Source organism: Methanohalophilus sp. RSK (genome assembly GCF_003722075.1).
Lineage (GTDB): Archaea > Halobacteriota > Methanosarcinia > Methanosarcinales > Methanosarcinaceae > Methanohalophilus.
Genome location: NZ_RDSK01000005.1, coordinates 1 through 15,583 on the forward strand (window position 1 = coordinate 1; position 15,583 = coordinate 15,583).

Consider the following 15,583-nt stretch of genomic DNA (forward strand, 5'->3'; position numbering starts at 1 on the left):
CGTAAAAGTGCCAAGGTGGCGGAGCGGCTACGCAATCGCCTGCAGAGCGATTCCATCCCGGTTCGAATCCGGGCCTTGGCTTTCATCCATCTCATATAAGTTGAGGACAGCGGCCATAGCGGCAGGGTAACTCCTGTACCCATCCCGAACACAGAAGATAAGCCTGCCAGCGTTGTATACTGTACTAAAGTGCGAGAGCCTTTGGGAACTATGCATCGCTGCTGACTCAACTTATTGACTCTTACCTTTTCTCAATACTACAAAATTTTCAATTACTTTCCTGCAAGTATTTACACGGTAGAGATATCAATACCAGATCTAATCAATTATAATAGCCTGATGTTGAAGGGCAGATTAGAGGAAGAGTAAAGATAGATCGAATGAATTCAACAAAGGAATATGGTTTATTTCCCTGATATTCCTTCAATCATCTGTTTGCCTTCTTCAGTAGCACTATATATTATCCAATTTCCTTCTCTGGTTCCTTTTATAATACCACTTTCGCTTAATATTGAAAGGTGGTATGATAATTTTGAATCAGATACTTTCAGAATATGCTTTATTATGCATACACAGAGGGGTTGCCTGGCTACCATATATAATATCTTCAACCTGAGTGGAGATGATAATGCATGGTGAATCTTACTCCATCTCTTGAATTCATCTTCTGGAGGCATTTTTTTATAAAGGTTATCCACTCCTCCTTTATATTCTATTTCGCATTTTATGGGTTCGGGAATAATCATTTTTTTCACCTGCTACAATAAAGACTGAACTGGGATATATTGTCTTCCTCCTTTACACATTTTTCCATTACCATTCAACTTTTCGAGCAGCAGTCTCCTTCCGTAAGGTAGGGGAGGAATGCGCCTGATATTTCACAAAAGTAATTTTTTATAATAAGTAAGTGAATATACTATTGTATGTTTCTCACTAAAACAGTTATCTTGAAAATAGCAAATCCTGATGATGATTTAGTGGAAACTATGCAGAAATATTCAGATGGAAGGAATTATGCTTCTGAAATTGTTTTTGGCAATGGTAAACCGATATCTTCGATAAAATTGCAGCAGGAAGTTTACGCATATCTTCGTGAAACATTAAAATTAAAATCCCAGATGAGTTGTAATATTCCAAGACAGGTTGCAGGGTGTTACAAAACATTGTATAAACTGAAAACGTCGAAATGGCAAAAGGTACAATTTTCACCATCCTCAATGACCTTTTCTTACAAAAGGGATTTTACTGTTAGTGAAGATAAGGTCAAAATAACCACTATTAATGGAAGAAAATCTTATTCAATTTTGAATTATGATCATGCAAAACAGTATTTTGATGGTTCATGGAAATATTAGGCATCCCAAATTGTAAAACACAGGGATGGAGATTATTATTTCCATCTGTGTGTGGAAAAAGAAATCCCTGATAAAGAATTGACAGATGCATCTACATTTATGGGAATTGATGTTGGTATGAACTATCTTGCTGTTGCTTCCACCACTGACAGGAAATGTAGTTTTTTTGCTGGTGGTGAAATTAAGAATCTTCGCAACCAGCACAAGTCAATGCGAGCACGGTTACAATCGAAGGGAACTTCATCTGCAAAACGTATGTTGAAACATATTGCAGGTAAAGAGAAACGTCTTATGCGAGATGTAAACCACAAAATCTCAAAAGAAATTGTGAAGTTCGCAAGTGAAAGAGGTGTATCTGTAATAGGTCTGGAAGATTTAACGGGGATACGTGAATCCACACTTTCCAAAGTTTCCAAAAAGAAAAGACATAACCACAGTAGTTGGGCTTTCCGCCAATTACAAACATTTATTGAATACAAGGCAAGAGAAGCAGGCATAATTACACATTATGTTGATCCATCGTATACCTCTCAAACCTGTATTCGATGCAATCATATCTCTAAGAATAACCGTAACAGATTGTCTTTTAGATGTGAAAAATGTGGTTATGAAAACAATGCCGACCTGATCGGTGCAATGAATATTGAACACAAAACACGGGATTACAGGTATATCCTGGAATCTCAGGGGTGCTTGTCAGCCACCCAGACGAATGCTTAATTGACATTCAAGTCTTGTCGTAAGGGAGGGGTAGTTGACATACACATATATACTATCAGCGGTATCTATTGCTCCCATGACCGCTGTATTCGAAATACTGCAAAAAGACGCAGCTGGCCGTATTGGTAGACTGCATACACCACATGGTGTTGTTGAAACACCAACGGTTATGCCAGTTATAAATCCCAACATAAACACGATCCCCTCTTCTGAAATGCATCAGTTTGGTGCACAAATACTTATTACAAATTCATATATCATTTCTCGCAAGGACGAACTCAGGAAAGTAGCACTGGAAAAAGGCCTGCATCATCTTCTGGATTTTGATGGTCCGATCATGACAGATTCAGGTTCCTTTCAGCTATCCGTTTATGGGGATGTTGAAGTAACAAATGAGCAGATCCTTGATTTCCAAAAAAACATTGGTTCGGATATTGCAGTCCCCCTTGACATTCCAACTCCTCCTGATGTCTCTTACAAAAGGGCAGAAGACGAACTTGAAACGACCCTTGAAAGAGTGATTGCAGCCAGGGAAATTGTAAGAGAAGGTATGCTTTTGGCGGGTCCTGTACAGGGCTCTACTCACCTGGATCTCAGGGCCCACAGTGCGAAAACCCTTTCAAAACACGCCTTTGATGTATATCCTATCGGAGCTGTGGTCCCTCTAATGGAATCCTACCGTTATGCGGATCTGGTTGATGTTGTTATTTCTTCCAAAAAAGACCTTGATCCTGTAAAACCGGTCCATCTTTTTGGAGCCGGTCATCCAATGATGTTTGCTCTTGCTGTAGCAATGGGATGTGACTTATTTGATTCAGCAGCTTATGCCCTTTATGCAAAAGCAGGGCGTTATATTACTGTTGCCGGAACATCTCATCTTAAAGATCTTCAGTATCTTCCATGTAATTGTCCGGTTTGCTCTTCTCATACTGCATCGGAAATAAAATCCGCTCCCAACTCCAAAGAATTACTGGCAAGACACAATCTGTACGTGACATTCGCAGAAATTCGTAACATCAAACAGGCAATAAGGGAAGGTAATTTGTTAGAGCTTGTGGAACAGCGGTGCAGGAGCCATCCCTCAATGCTGTCGGCCCTTAAAAGATTGTACAATTACAGTCCCTGGCTTGAAAGACTTGATCCGTTTTCCAAATCCACTTTCTTTTATACAGGACCCGAGTCCTCAAAAAGACCGGAAGTTACGCGATTTGAAGAAAGACTTGGCCGCTTTAACCTGAATGGTAAAATTCTCATACGCTCAAAATCTGTGAAAGGTGAAGCAACTTATGACCATGTCCTGAATTTCAAGGCTCCGTTTGGAGCATATCCCGTTGAACTCTCTGAAGTGTATCCTTTCAATGCGGAAATCCCTGACGAAATGGATCCGGCTGCAATAGGTGTGGCGCTGCAAAACGTAATAGAACTTATTAATAAAAATAGGAATGGATTATTCTATTTGAATCTCCCAAAACAGTATACTGCTCATCCCCTTTACGAAAATCTAAAGAAGTATGCCATTCCTATCGATGAAATGCCCAATGAAAATCTTTAACTAAACTGACAGAAATCACGGATTTGAATATAATCCCGGGTGATTTACTTGGTATCTACAACTGGATCAAAGTCCCGCAACCCCTATCTGGAACTACTCAGGCCTGAAATAGCTGATATGGATCTTGCCCTGCCGGCAGCAAGTGCATTGCTTGCATCATATATATATGCCGGAGGCCTACCTTCGGTTTTACCTTTCATTATTGCAATTATTGGTGGTTATGCTGCGATAACAAGTTCTTATGTGTTCAATGACTGTTGTGATATTGATATAGATAAAATAAACCTGCCCGAAAGGCCCATCGCATCTTCCACCTTCACACAGGAACAGGGGCTCAAATATGCCTTTGTCCTTGTAGTTATTGCATCAATAGCTGCCTTGTACCTGAATCCCGAGTCTTTTGTGGTACTTGTGATAGCAGTTAGTACTATAAGCATATATTCAAAATTTGCTAAAAGGTCTACCTACTTAAGTTTTGTACCAGTGGGTATTGCATACGGGCTTGTACCGATTGGTATCTGGCTTGCTTTTGATCCTGCGGGAATCCTAAAGGGTGCGGATACTTCTATTCTTCCCCTTTCCGGGATTTTCCTGGGTATTATGATGTGTGTGACCGATTGGGGATTTACTCTTTCCGGTGTATCCAGGGATGTGGAAGGTGACCGGGCTAAAGGTGCACCTACATTCCCTGTAATATTTGGGGTGCCTGCGACATCCAAATTGGTGACTGTCTGTTGGATTATAGGGGTAATTTCTTCTCTCATAATAGGTTGGACGGCACAACTTGGTCCTATTTTCTTCACAGGGGCAATTCTTGCGGGGATATGGATGATTATCCAGTCCCTTGATTTCATCAAAAATCCTCTGCCCGAAAGAGGAGGAATGCTTTTCCTTCAGGGTTCTCGCTACAGGGGCGTAATGTTTGGCTGCCTGATAATTGATGTAATTCTGTCTATAGTTTCTGAGGGTTATGTGAATATTCTATGGTGATTTATAATGGATGCTGATGTCATTGTGATCGGTGCTTCCCCTGCCGGTTTAGCTGCTTCCAGGGTAGCATCAGAGCAGGGTTTGGATGTCCTTTTAATGGACAGACAAGACGTATTGGGTGAAAATACACATCCTGCTAACACTTTTTTTAAAGGAATGTTTGACAGGGCCGGCGAAACGGTGGATGGTTCATATGTCCTCAATAATTTAAGAGGAGCTAATATTGTTGCCCCTTCCGGATCCTATGTGGAAGTCGAGAGTCCCGCTTATTTTCTGGACCGCCCTGCATTTGACCGGTACTACATACAGAAAACCAGGGATTCAGGTGTTGATATTGCGACATCAGTTGAAGCATATAATGTATTGAAAAATGATGAAGGTGTTTCTGTGAGCACTTCGCAGGGCACCTTCGATGCAAAACTTGTCATAATATCAGATGGGATCAATTCCAAACTCGCTTCTCTTTGTGGCCTTTCTGCAATGAAACATCCGGATGACATAGGTTGGGCTATGGAGGCAGAGGTAGAAGGTGAGGGGATTGGTGAGCCGGACATATTTGAATATTTCGTGGGAAGCGTGGCTCCCGGATGGAAATCAACGTATTCTCCCTGTGGAGGCGACAGGGCAACCCTGGGTGTTTATGTAAGAAGGCATGGTCGGGATGTATCTTCCTTTTTTGATAGGTGGGTGGATAAATTCAAGCGTATGAAGGGTTTGTCAAATTTACGCATAGGTGAAGTGAAAACCGGAGGGGATCCTATCGCTACTATTCCCAACCAGATGGTTGCTGATGGTATTATGCTTACAGGAGGTGCATCCGGACAATCAGGAATTGGCTATTCCATACACGGAGGCAAAATGTGTGGAAAAGTTGCTGCTGAAAGTATACAGGAGGCAAATACTTCCTCACGTTTCCTGTCCCGTTATTCACGTATGTGGGCAAAGGAATACAGGACCGAATATTATTTGGGCAGAATGGCACTTGAAACTCTCCGCAAAATGGATGATAGGGAGATAAACAGTATGATGGAAATTTTCAAAAATCAGGACCTATCTTTCCTTCAGGGATCATCTCTTCATAAAGCATTACAGGTCTCTCTTTTCATGCTAAAAAAGAAACCGTCATCACTTCTTGACTTTAGTGCATTCCTGAGAAACAGGTGATATGTGGTAACATGAAATACGATTTTTATAAAAATCCCTTCTTCAAGGTTTATGCTACTGTTGAAAAGGGACGTGTCAATATGCATACCTCAGGGCTTGCATCAAAAGCAGTGAAACCGCTGCTATCAGATATGATGGACATGTTCGATGGTTCCAAACCGGCCCATGTAAATGATGAGTCTCTTGTATTTTCCACCTGGATGCCCACAATACCAGGTAAGGCTTTTGATAGGCTTGTTTCCAGCCAAATGGGGTATATGAGGGGGAAAATGGTGCCTGAACAGGTAACAATCTCCATCACCGAGGAGTGTCCTAACAAATGTCTGCATTGTGCGTTGCCTGATACAAATAACAGGGCATCTCTCTCTCCTGAAATTGTAAGAAGTGCTATCGACCAGTGTCTGGACATGGGTTCGACTTTAATTATTTTTGATGGTGGTGAACCCCTGTTGTATGAAGGACTTGAAGACCTCATTAACTATGTTGATGATGAGAAGGCAATAACCGGTATGTTTACTTCCGGTGTAGGTCTGGATTTTGCAAAAGCCCGGGCATTAAAAGAAGCAGGCCTGGATATGCTCAGTGTCAGTCTGGACAGTGCATTCGAAGCAAATCATGACAGGATGCGTGGCAGGACGGGTGTTTTCAGGGCTGCGATGTCTGCGATAGAGAAAGCCCTTGATGTTGGTTTACTGGTAAATATCTATGTCGTACTTTCTCCTCATAATATCGATGAGCTGGATGATTTCTACCAGCTTGCAAAAGAAATGGGTGTACATGAGATAACTTTTTTTGAGATTGTACCCACGGGACGCTGGTTTGACCATAAGGATGAACTTCTCTCACCCAAGGACATACAGGAGTTTGATGAGTTCATTGACCGTTCAGAATCAATGGAAGGTCCTCGCATATTCTCGGTACCTCATGTATTGCGTAAAATGGGATGCTTTGCGGGTAAAAAATGGTTGCATATAACCCCTGAAGGAAATGTCAGCCCATGTGCATGCATACCAATTTCGGTGGGCAACATACATGAAGAAAAAATAAATAAAATATGGAATAGAATCCGGAAAGATTCTGTCTATAAAGCAAAAAAATGCCTTATGCGTGATGATAATTACAGAAATCAATACGTCCTGAGATAATATATAAAATATAATCAGGGTTTCCCCTGACTATTATTTCTATTCTTATAGAAGACCGGACTTCTGGAGGGTCATAAGGTTTTCTGTAGTAAGTTTCTCACCGGATTTGAATTTATCAAATATATCCTCGGCATCCTTTCGGACTTCTTCCATGTCTGCGCCTTTCCTGCCACCATCTTTCTTCTTGAGTTTGCGAAGCTCTTTGTCAATATCCCGGATTTCCTTCTGAGCTGCAATGAAAGCCTTGTGCTGTTCATCTGCCTTTTCTTGGATTTGTACAAACTCTTTATGTGCAGTATCGGATTCCGCGCGTATCTTATCCGCTTCTTTGAAAGTGGTAATCATCTTGTCATGATGTTCCTGAGCTTTCTGAGCATATTCAGAAAGGGTTGTATGGTAGCCGGAAGCCTCTTCCCTGATTTCCTGTGCTTCCGTAAGCAGATCATTTAGCTCAGTATTACTTTCAATTTGCTTTTTCTTTGTATCGTAAAGTTTCCGGAGTTCGGATATCTTGTTAACCAGTTCTTTTTCTTTTGATGGTGTAAGAACTTCGGTCTGCTGTGAGAATTCCAGCCTGTCGATATCCTTGCGAATCTCTTTCAGGGATGGTCCTGTAAGATTATTGGCACTTCTGAGCTCATCAACTTTTCCAAAAAGTTCATTTGCCTTTTCATTTGTCTTATCACGAAGATCCTTGAATTCCTGAACTTTTTCGTTGTTTTCATCACGAAGTTTTTTATATTCCTGTGCTTCGTTGATAAGATCTTTGGTACTTTTGTTGAGCTCATTACGTTTTGATGCAAGTGTACTTGCCTGTGCATTAAGTTCATTACGTTTATTCTTGTGTTCTTCAGAGGTGTCCCTCAGATCTTTCCTTTTGTCTTTCAGTTCTTTTTGCATGTTCGATTTATCCTCCCGGTCCAGCAAATGTAGCTGGCATTTCATGCATTTCTAATGCACGATACTTCAGGATCCACTTTATTGTAGTGAATCAATCACGGAAATTAATGCCCTAAGATCCTTCTTCGAAATTATGACATCTGCATGTTGATGGAGAATTGGTTTTGGATTGAATGCAATCGAATAACCTGCTCTCTTAAATGTACAGACATCATTTGCCCCATCTCCTACCACGATACAATCTTCGGTTAGGAAGCCATTCTTTCTGGCAATTTCTTCAAAGGCAACTTCCTTTGAAAGGTTTTGTGTCATTGAGCCAGACACTACACCTGTCAGATATCCATTTTTCACCTCTAGAGTGTTGGCATATACGTAATCGATGTTGAGTAATTTTGCAACCCTGTCAGAGGAAAGAGTAAATCCTCCGGATAACATTGCAGTCTTGTATCCAAGTGATTGTACATGCTTAAGGAGTTCTTTTGCACCAGGCATTAGTTCGATCTTTTCGACCGCATCCTTTGCCTTTGTTATTTCCAGACCTTTAAGAAGTTTCACTCTTTCCAGAAGAGCCAGATGGTAGTCGAGTTCCCCTCTCATTGTGCGATCTGTAATCTGTGCAACTTTGTCTGCCACTCCTGCAGCAAGTGCAAGCTCATCGATACACTCAGCATCTATTAGGGTGCTGTCCATATCAAAAATAATCAGTTTAGAAAATTTTCTGTTAGAATTGCTGGCTAAAGTCACTTCATCAAACCTGATCATTTGAGACAATAATAGAGGTATGTAGGAAATATGGCTGTAGATTAGTCACATTGCTTTTAACTTTTTCGGATAAAAAGGTCTGCTATTTCCATTCCTATTTATCAATTTAGTACTGTTATGTGTAATTCCAAAAATAATATATGCTACGTAGTTATTTTCCCTCTGTGATTATATGGTAAAAGTAGGATTTATCAAATTGGGTAACCTGGGTATGAGCCAGGTCATTGACCTTGTACAGGATGAAATTGCAGCTAGGGAAGGTATCAGCACCCGCGTGTTTGGTACTGGCCCCAAAATGGACAAGGAAAAAGCAGCTTCTACTGAAGAATTGAAGGCGTGGGAGCCTGACTTTGTTGTAATGATCAGCCCCAATGCAAGTGCACCGGGTCCCAAATCTGCCCGTGAGTTATGGAACGATTATCCATGTATTGTCGTCTCTGACGGACCTACCAAGAAAGATGACAGACAGGCTCTTAAGGATGCAGGTTTCGGTTACATTATAATGACCGTTGATCCTCTTATCGGTGCCAAGACAGAGTTCTTAGATGCTGTTGAAATGGCCTCCTTTAACTCTGATGCAATGAAGGTCCTTTCCACATGTGGTGTTGTCAGACTTCTCCAGGAAGAACTTGATGCGGTAACTGCTCAGGTCGATGAAGGCAAATCCGGTGCAGACCTTGAACTTCCACATATTCTTGCAAAACCACAAAAATGTATTGAACGTGCTGGTTTCAACAATCCTTACGCTAAAGCAAAGGGTCTTGCAGCCCTCCACATGGCAAGCAAAGTCGCAGAAGTGAACATGCCAGCCTGCTTTATCCTTAAAGAGATTGAAGATATTGCTCTCACTGCAGCAACAGGCCATGAACTCATGCGTGCAGCCGCACAGCTTGCAATTGAAGCCAGGGAAATTGAGAAAGCCAATGATTCTGTGTTCAGGCAGCCTCATTCCAAGAAGGGTGTCCAGCTTCAGAAAACAAAACTTTATGAGAAACCACAGAAAGTGTGAACTCACTTTCCTTTCTCATTTTTAAACCATGGATTCATTGACAATTGTTATCATTGCACTACTTTTCTTTGCACTGGCAGTGCTTTTTACGGCCTTTTTCTTAAAATCTGCAATATTGATGTCACACCGGCAAAACGAAGATATAAACCTGAAAGAAAAGAAATTATAATTTCTATATGTTTCATTTCGGGCAGGACTTATCTATCAGTATAAACATATACTGTCATTGTTGGTATAGCTTATATTAGATTTCTAAACGCAGGTGGTTTTTTGTCGGAAACAGATTACAAAAGTGATGTACATATTATCACAGAGAAGGTAAAATCCGAAGAGCCTATTTTAATAGAAGGGTTCCCGGGAATCGGGCTTGTGGGTAATATTGCAAGTCAGCAAATAATTGAAGAACTCGATATGGAATATATAGGTTCCATAGAATCCCGTAATTTCCCTCCCATAGCCGTGCTCTATGAGGGTGTAATCAATATGCCTGTAAGGATATATGAAAATCCGGATCTCAATCTTATAATGGTTGTGTCGGATATCCCCATCAATCCTTCTATTTCCTATGATGTAAGTAAGGCTCTTGTTGATTGGGCTCAGTCGGTAAATGTAAAGGAAATCATTTCTATTGCCGGTATTGCTACCATGAGTGAAGAACCCCTCGTATTCGGTGCTGCTACAACTGAGGAAATGCTGGGGCGGATAAAAGAAAAAGTGGAAATCTTCCAGATGGGTACAATATCAGGTATTTCCGGTAGTATTATGGCGGAATGTTTTATGCGTAAACTCCCTGCCATCAGTCTCTTGGGGGCCACACAAACCCAGAATCCGGATCCAAGAGCTGCTGCAGCTGTAATAAAGATACTAAATGACCTGTGCGATTACTCAATAGATACGGAAAGTCTCATCGAGCAGGCTGAGAAGATTGAAGTTGAGATGCAGAAACTTGCAGAAGAGGTGCGGAGCACGGAACAGCCTTCTTCCACCAGGAAAGAATTCCCGATGTATGGGTGATCTAAATGGAATATGTTGCTTTAACCGGAATCTCTCACGATGTAGTTACAGATCTTAAGAACCATGGTCTAAGGACGATTGAGATTAGAAGTCCTCATAATTTTTTCACGACACTGAATCTGAAAGTAGGAGTAAATATTTTCCTTACTTCCACAAGTGCACAGGATTTGACTGCAGGCACAAAGGGTATTATTGTAAAACTAATGCAGCATCAGGTCTCTACACATCGTATAATTAACGGTACGGACAATTTTTACGAGGAAAGGGAAATGACCATGATCCGTATCCAGCTGCAATCTAGATGTATGGCAAGGGTGAGGAAAGTGCTCTCTAATCAGATAGGGCAGGTAACCCGGGTTGATGCTGAAGAAATGTCCTTCTATGATGCCCGCTGATCAATCAAAGGTATCCGGGATAATTCCCAGTGCCTTTTCTACTTTTTCCAGCATGTCATAGCGTATTCCGATAGGTACTTCTTCGCTGCTATACTTACTGTGTTTTCTGGATCCCTTGCATCCAAAAGACAGGGCTATTCCTTTATTCAGGGTCCCTGCTACACAATCACTGCATACAGAAGCTGCGCCGATTGTTTGAATGTCTGCTGGAGTTCCATTGTAATAGGCTATCGCCTGGATTATTCGCATTGCTTTTTCAGGTTTCAGGTACAAAATACAAAGATCAAAATTTGTGCTGTTTTTTGAAAGAGGTTCGATTTTCAAAGTCCCGTATTCCTTTTCCAGCCGGCAGAGGGAAAAGACTGCATTTTCTGCGATTTCGTATGATGCGTATCTACCTGAATTAAAATAATATTCAGCCGGGGGTTCATTGCTTTTACCAAGGATGAACTTGCCGACTCTGCATCGTTGTGCTGTAATCAAGGATTGTTTTCCATATCTTGCATCGGTAATAATTTCGCAGAAGAGTTTCTTAGATACGTCCCCTTTCGTGCTGTTCTGGAAAGTAATACAAACCGGACTTCCTTGATCCATAATGCCCTTTATGTTTTTCATCCAATCATGTACCATCGCTTTTACCCCATTTCTTTTTTTCTTTTCCTGCACATTGATGAGCAAGCCTTAATGGTTCAGGCATTTTGTTTTCTTTCAGGCACTTTATTGCGATTTCCAGGCAACTCTTGATGGATGTAAGATGTCCGATTGTAATTACGATTGGTTTTGTTTCGGGCAATACTTTAAGGAGCCAACCTTTTTGTTTTCCTCCATGATACAATGGCTGAGCTTCTTTTTCTTTTTGTGGTATTTTTGCCCTGCCGCAAAACATTCTTTTTGTGATCCCGATTGTGGGCTTATCCAGGATCACTCCAATATGAGAGGCAAATCCGGCGCTTGCAGGATGGGTGGTACCACAGGCATTGATTATAAGCAGATCAGGTTTGTGGCTGATCTTCTGGTAGGCTCTGATTGTCCCTTCTCCTTCACGAAATGAAAAAAAACCCGGTATATAAGGAAAACTTGCCTTTCCAATATGAACTGTCCTTTCTACAAATTCCATAGTGGGATATTCCAGTACGACAATACAGCATATCACCAGATCCTTGAAATAGGCACAGTCCGCACCCCCAATAAGTTTGATTCTTTCAAACCCATCAATGGTGACAACCTGTCTGCCTATTTCTTCCTGAAGATTTCTGAACCACTATAGAGCGGAATCTGGCAGTTTTTTCATGAAATCTCTGTCTTTATCGTGGTAAACACAGGTCCTCGTATGTCTATTTTCTTGTTTTTGCCGGTCACGTAACGCTGTGCAAGGGGGGAGAGTTTAATGTTTATTTCTGCAGGTGTCTTTATTATTCGTGCACGTGTCTCAATTTCAGTATCGCCTTTTGCAACAGCATCTTCGACCTCGCTTGCTGCCCTTGCTGCCAGTGCTTCAATAAACCTGACACCGGTCCTTGCTGAATGATTGGAAAATGCTTTTTTCCATTTTTTATTATTTGGTAATCCCAGGATGTCGTTATTGTAAATTACAATCTCATTAAAAGCAGCCGGGCCACAGAGTTTAGTGTCTTCTTCTGGTTCAATGACTGAAACCTTTACATTGTGCCCTTCAATTTCTCCTTCCCAGGCAGGGAACTCGCAGGGGCTGGGTTCGGAGGCATGGGCATCACACTGCTCAACAATGGCTTCGAATATTTCCCTGCCCTGAAATGTTTCGGGTATCATGTCAATTTCAACATGCTTGGCAAGTTCGCTGTCGGACATTTCCCATTCAGAGTACAATTCCATCTGTGGATAACTCATGCCCCGCAGGTCAGTGGCCTCATGGATGATCATGGCAAGCCTTTCAACCCCAAGGCCCAGGTTCATCACAGGATAGGGAATATCATATTTTGAAAGAGGTATCGGGGAATATATTCCAAAAGTAGCAATTTCAACCCATCCGTCCGAATATTTGGTGTTGGAATCTACAAGTTTTGGGTGGTATGCAAATACCTCTATCTGGGTATCAGGACTGTAATATTTACTGCGTTTTTCATCAGGCCTGAATTGGAATTTCTCAAAACCAAATTGTGATAACAGGGCCTGGGCAACAGCTTTGCCGTAATCTACGGTCACATCCTCATCCATTATTACACAGGATGCTGAATAATAGGTCATAAGCCTGGCAGCATCTTCCTGTTGTTCCCGCCGGAAGCACCTGTCGATGGAGAATAAATTAAATGGTGGTTCACGGCGCTTGAGAATCTCTGAAAGACTGATAAACCAGCCTGAGGTCATATGGCTGCGCAGGGTACGTTTGCCTGCTTTGGGTGTTAGTTCCTTAAATTCCGGGAACACCTGGTCTATGACTTCGACAATGAGGGAATCTGACACGTCCAGTTTTGCGGCCATTTCCGGGACAAGATCATCACCTTCAATTTCTCCTTTCTTATAGGCGTGCAGGACTTTCCGTATTACATCAATATCTTCTGTGGAAAGTTCTCCCAGCATTTCTTTTATTTTAGATATGCGCTCATCGGATATGCCGGCATTTGGTCGGGGAAGTCCTGCCAGATAGAAACATCTGTCAAGTACAGCCAGAGCTTCATGGCCGAATTGCTTGTGCACTTCCTGTTCATCAACAATGATGGGATTCATCATTTCCTCAAAACCCATGCGCAGATAGGCTTCCCTGAGTTTTGCAATAGTATCATAAACAGGATGAGGTTTACCATAGTTGAACGATGTTATAGGATAGCGTTCATTGAACAGGGGCTTTTTGACATACTTTGCGCTATCGTTCCAGGCCCTGTCAAAATCTTCGCTGGCATCTTCTCTTATTTTATCAGGATCGAATTTCATATGTGTTCCCCTTTAAATTTGCTTTATTTCCTGAGAATTTGTCATTAATTTCTGGAATTTATATTGCTGTAATGCATGTGTCAGGTCTCCTCTGGTCTTTTCATTCAGGGACCTGAGTACGTCTGTGTGCCGCCGGAGGTTTGCGGTAATTACATCGGGGTAATCAAACATGATCAAAAGTGAATAAATGTTATCCATTATCTGTAAATATTTTTCCCCATCTGCCACTTTGTCTTCTCTTATCAGGTCAAGTACATGCCTTCTCAATTCCCCGCCTGCCTCTGCCAGGTCATTAAGATAGGCTAAATCTTCGACTTCCATCTGCTGAGGAGTTGGAAGTTCCTCAAGTGTCTTATTCTCACATAGCAAGGAATAAGTGATAATGCATTCTGCATATTCCTGCTGTGCCTGTCCCACAGGCCCTTTGTAATAGATTTCAGGGTATTTTCCCAGGGTTTCATTCATTTCCCGGAGATAATTAAGAGCAGTCAGGAGATTCTTTTCGACAGTATTCCTGTCTTTGCGATGAATGGCTATAGTGGTTGTGCGGCACGCTCTTACAAGTTTACGTGACAGGGCCAGACCTTTTTCCCGTGCAGCATCCTTTTCTTCAAAATTTCCAATAAGGATACCGGTAATAGAATCCATGTTTACTAGGAATTATCTGGATATTAAAAAAAGGTACCTGGTGAATTATTCATCCACAGGTATTGTTTCAAGCTGACTTGCTACATTCCAGATTAATGTACGGGTATGAAGGGGGATGTTGGGGTCATTACTGATGTCTTCAAGAATGGATATACTTGAAGAAGCTCTCAGGAAAAGGGCTTCACTGTCATCGTTTAATTTTTCCACGACTTCGGTGGCGGCGCGCCTGATATTTCTTGGGACTGAATTATCGTTTGCTATGTGCTCCAGTACCTGTGTGCATTGCTCTATAACATCTTTAGTATTAACAGACAGCATTTTGATCACCTTTAGTTAATTAGGGACATAAAATAAGGGTTAGTTCTGTATGTCTAACTAATAATCTCATATAAAAACTTACCCGTTTGCTGGAATCTTATCTTATGAAAGTTGTTGGTTCCATTCAGTCAGATTTAAATTCCTGGGTGGACTATTACATCTTTGTACTGAATGCTGTATTCCGGCTACATATTATTCTTTTAGTTGTGATGTGATAATAATGGGAAGAAATGATGACGATGCTAAAATAAGAAGAATTTCCAAATTGCTTGAGCTTGGTGGCACAATGCTTGCACAACATTGTGATATTTGTGGCTCTCCTTTATTCCGTTATCAGGGTCAGGTCCTATGTCCTCTATGTAACGTTGCAGAAGAGGAAGAAGAGGCCCAGGAGAAAAAGGTAGAGGAAACGATCCCTTCTGTTGAAACAGAAGTATCAAAAGAGGAGTTTGAAACAGAAACTGTTGAAAGTAAACCAAAAGTTTCTTCGGAGCAACCGCACACCAACCTTCAGGAACCAGTATCCGATACATTGCATGCTGAAAAGAAGGGCTCAAGTCCCCTTGAACAATTGATTGAATCCAAACTTGTTGAAATCGCAAAAAATATTCAATCAGAATCAGATCCTCGGCGTGTAGAAGACGCTTTTGATCTTATCGAGAGGGGAATGAATATTCTGGAAAGGATAAGACACAATTCCTGAT

General features: G+C 41.4%; 18 protein-coding genes, 1 tRNA gene and 1 rRNA gene. 12 read left to right on the forward strand and 8 right to left on the reverse strand.

Annotated features, from left to right (window positions below; translation table 11 throughout):
- Positions 1 to 9 precede the first annotated feature (9 nt).
- Both EFE42_RS02495 and rrf read left to right on the forward strand, forming a co-directional pair.
- Positions 10 to 81: transfer RNA gene (locus EFE42_RS02495), tRNA-Cys, on the forward strand.
- Between the two features lie 24 nt (positions 82 to 105).
- Positions 106 to 227: ribosomal RNA gene (rrf, locus tag EFE42_RS02500) — 5S ribosomal RNA — on the forward strand.
- A 177-nt stretch (positions 228 to 404) separates the two neighbouring features.
- Here rrf and EFE42_RS02505 read toward each other — a convergent pair.
- Positions 405 to 746, reverse strand: a complete 342-nt coding sequence (locus EFE42_RS02505) for a helix-turn-helix transcriptional regulator (protein WP_123135773.1) — start codon at positions 744 to 746, stop codon at positions 405 to 407.
- Positions 747 to 923: 177 nt separating this feature from the next.
- Here EFE42_RS02505 and EFE42_RS10715 point away from each other — a divergent pair, with 177 nt between their 5' ends.
- The 6 genes from EFE42_RS10715 to EFE42_RS02530 all read left to right on the forward strand — a co-directional run bounded on the left by EFE42_RS10715 (position 924) and on the right by EFE42_RS02530 (position 6,926).
- Positions 924 to 1,355 carry a hypothetical protein gene (locus EFE42_RS10715; RefSeq protein ID WP_233564692.1) on the forward strand — a complete coding sequence of 144 codons (432 nt, stop codon included), beginning with the start codon at positions 924 to 926 and terminating at the stop codon, positions 1,353 to 1,355.
- A gap of 9 nt (positions 1,356 to 1,364) precedes the next feature.
- The gene (locus EFE42_RS10720) at positions 1,365 to 2,075 is read left to right on the forward strand and encodes a transposase (RefSeq protein WP_255419048.1); all 711 of its coding nucleotides are present in this window, start codon (positions 1,365 to 1,367) and stop codon (positions 2,073 to 2,075) included.
- A 76-nt stretch (positions 2,076 to 2,151) separates the two neighbouring features.
- Positions 2,152 to 3,627 (forward strand): tRNA guanosine(15) transglycosylase TgtA, encoded by a 1,476-nt coding sequence (gene tgtA, locus EFE42_RS02515; protein ID WP_123135808.1) that lies wholly within the window; start codon positions 2,152 to 2,154, stop codon positions 3,625 to 3,627.
- Between the two features lie 48 nt (positions 3,628 to 3,675).
- Entirely contained in the window at positions 3,676 to 4,617 is a 942-nt protein-coding gene (locus tag EFE42_RS02520) for a UbiA family prenyltransferase (protein WP_123135774.1), read from the forward strand.
- A 6-nt stretch (positions 4,618 to 4,623) separates the two neighbouring features.
- Positions 4,624 to 5,781, forward strand: a complete 1,158-nt coding sequence (locus EFE42_RS02525) for an NAD(P)/FAD-dependent oxidoreductase (protein WP_123135775.1) — start codon at positions 4,624 to 4,626, stop codon at positions 5,779 to 5,781.
- 11 nt (positions 5,782 to 5,792) lie between these two features.
- A complete protein-coding gene (locus tag EFE42_RS02530) occupies positions 5,793 to 6,926 on the forward strand; it encodes a radical SAM protein (RefSeq protein WP_123135776.1) in 1,134 nt (377 codons plus the stop codon).
- A gap of 45 nt (positions 6,927 to 6,971) precedes the next feature.
- On the opposite strand, the gene EFE42_RS02535 is transcribed toward EFE42_RS02530, so the two are convergent.
- Both EFE42_RS02535 and serB read right to left on the reverse strand, forming a co-directional pair.
- Complete coding sequence (locus tag EFE42_RS02535) at positions 6,972 to 7,826, reverse strand: coiled-coil protein (protein ID WP_123135777.1); 855 nt, start codon at positions 7,824 to 7,826, stop codon at positions 6,972 to 6,974.
- A gap of 78 nt (positions 7,827 to 7,904) precedes the next feature.
- A complete protein-coding gene (gene serB / locus EFE42_RS02540; protein WP_370448650.1) occupies positions 7,905 to 8,516 on the reverse strand; it encodes a phosphoserine phosphatase SerB in 612 nt (203 codons plus the stop codon).
- 244 nt (positions 8,517 to 8,760) lie between these two features.
- On the opposite strand from serB, the gene EFE42_RS02545 reads away from it, so the two are divergent.
- The 3 genes from EFE42_RS02545 to EFE42_RS02555 all read left to right on the forward strand — a co-directional run bounded on the left by EFE42_RS02545 (position 8,761) and on the right by EFE42_RS02555 (position 11,006).
- Positions 8,761 to 9,597 (forward strand): F420-dependent methylenetetrahydromethanopterin dehydrogenase, encoded by an 837-nt coding sequence (locus EFE42_RS02545; protein WP_123135779.1) that lies wholly within the window; start codon positions 8,761 to 8,763, stop codon positions 9,595 to 9,597.
- Positions 9,598 to 9,867: 270 nt separating this feature from the next.
- Positions 9,868 to 10,611, forward strand: a complete 744-nt coding sequence (locus EFE42_RS02550) for a proteasome assembly chaperone family protein (protein ID WP_123135780.1) — start codon at positions 9,868 to 9,870, stop codon at positions 10,609 to 10,611.
- Positions 10,612 to 10,616: 5 nt separating this feature from the next.
- Positions 10,617 to 11,006, forward strand: coding sequence for a DUF473 domain-containing protein (locus tag EFE42_RS02555; RefSeq protein ID WP_123135781.1), 390 nt, complete (start codon positions 10,617 to 10,619; stop codon positions 11,004 to 11,006).
- Here EFE42_RS02555 and EFE42_RS02560 read toward each other — a convergent pair whose 3' ends face one another.
- From EFE42_RS02560 to EFE42_RS02580, 5 genes are read right to left on the reverse strand one after another with little or no spacing between them, the layout of a single operon-like run.
- The gene (locus EFE42_RS02560) at positions 11,007 to 11,636 is read right to left on the reverse strand and encodes a DUF169 domain-containing protein (protein WP_233564694.1); all 630 of its coding nucleotides are present in this window, start codon (positions 11,634 to 11,636) and stop codon (positions 11,007 to 11,009) included. It lies immediately after the preceding gene.
- Positions 11,626 to 12,243, reverse strand: a complete 618-nt coding sequence (locus tag EFE42_RS02565) for an endonuclease V (RefSeq protein WP_123135782.1) — start codon at positions 12,241 to 12,243, stop codon at positions 11,626 to 11,628. The genes EFE42_RS02560 and EFE42_RS02565 overlap by 11 nt, the downstream gene beginning before the upstream one ends.
- A 50-nt stretch (positions 12,244 to 12,293) precedes the next feature.
- Positions 12,294 to 13,913: an O-phosphoserine--tRNA ligase gene (gene sepS, locus EFE42_RS02570; RefSeq protein ID WP_123135783.1), complete on the reverse strand. Its 1,620-nt coding sequence runs from the start codon at positions 13,911 to 13,913 to the stop codon at positions 12,294 to 12,296.
- A gap of 12 nt (positions 13,914 to 13,925) precedes the next feature.
- Entirely contained in the window at positions 13,926 to 14,561 is a 636-nt protein-coding gene (locus EFE42_RS02575) for a haloacid dehalogenase (protein ID WP_123135784.1), read from the reverse strand.
- 45 nt (positions 14,562 to 14,606) lie between these two features.
- Complete coding sequence (locus tag EFE42_RS02580) at positions 14,607 to 14,879, reverse strand: UPF0147 family protein (RefSeq protein ID WP_123135785.1); 273 nt, start codon at positions 14,877 to 14,879, stop codon at positions 14,607 to 14,609.
- A 220-nt stretch (positions 14,880 to 15,099) separates the two neighbouring features.
- On the opposite strand from EFE42_RS02580, the gene EFE42_RS02585 reads away from it, so the two are divergent.
- On the forward strand, positions 15,100 to 15,582 hold the full coding sequence (locus EFE42_RS02585; RefSeq protein ID WP_123135786.1) for an Sjogren's syndrome/scleroderma autoantigen 1 family protein: 483 nt from the start codon (positions 15,100 to 15,102) through the stop codon (positions 15,580 to 15,582).
- Position 15,583 lies beyond the last annotated feature (1 nt).

Bases quoted from the DNA above. Each gene is read 5' to 3' on its own strand.
- EFE42_RS02505 (WP_123135773.1), bottom strand. From the start codon at position 746: ATGATTATTCCCGAACCCATAAAATGCGAAATAGAATATAAAGGAGGA.
- EFE42_RS02560 (WP_233564694.1), bottom strand. From the start codon at position 11,636: ATGGTACATGATTGGATGAAAAACATAAAGGGCATTATGGATCAAGGA.
- EFE42_RS02580 (WP_123135785.1), bottom strand. From the start codon at position 14,879: ATGCTGTCTGTTAATACTAAAGATGTTATAGAGCAATGCACACAGGTA.
- serB (WP_370448650.1), bottom strand. From the start codon at position 8,516: ATGGACAGCACCCTAATAGATGCTGAGTGTATCGATGAGCTTGCACTT.
- EFE42_RS02575 (WP_123135784.1), bottom strand. From the start codon at position 14,561: ATGGATTCTATTACCGGTATCCTTATTGGAAATTTTGAAGAAAAGGAT.
- tgtA (WP_123135808.1), top strand. From the start codon at position 2,152: ATGACCGCTGTATTCGAAATACTGCAAAAAGACGCAGCTGGCCGTATT.
- EFE42_RS02585 (WP_123135786.1), top strand. From the start codon at position 15,100: ATGGGAAGAAATGATGACGATGCTAAAATAAGAAGAATTTCCAAATTG.
- EFE42_RS02535 (WP_123135777.1), bottom strand. From the start codon at position 7,826: ATGCAAAAAGAACTGAAAGACAAAAGGAAAGATCTGAGGGACACCTCT.
- EFE42_RS02545 (WP_123135779.1), top strand. From the start codon at position 8,761: ATGGTAAAAGTAGGATTTATCAAATTGGGTAACCTGGGTATGAGCCAG.
- sepS (WP_123135783.1), bottom strand. From the start codon at position 13,913: ATGAAATTCGATCCTGATAAAATAAGAGAAGATGCCAGCGAAGATTTT.
- EFE42_RS10715 (WP_233564692.1), top strand. From the start codon at position 924: ATGTTTCTCACTAAAACAGTTATCTTGAAAATAGCAAATCCTGATGAT.
- EFE42_RS02555 (WP_123135781.1), top strand. From the start codon at position 10,617: ATGGAATATGTTGCTTTAACCGGAATCTCTCACGATGTAGTTACAGAT.
- EFE42_RS02530 (WP_123135776.1), top strand. From the start codon at position 5,793: ATGAAATACGATTTTTATAAAAATCCCTTCTTCAAGGTTTATGCTACT.
- EFE42_RS02525 (WP_123135775.1), top strand. From the start codon at position 4,624: ATGGATGCTGATGTCATTGTGATCGGTGCTTCCCCTGCCGGTTTAGCT.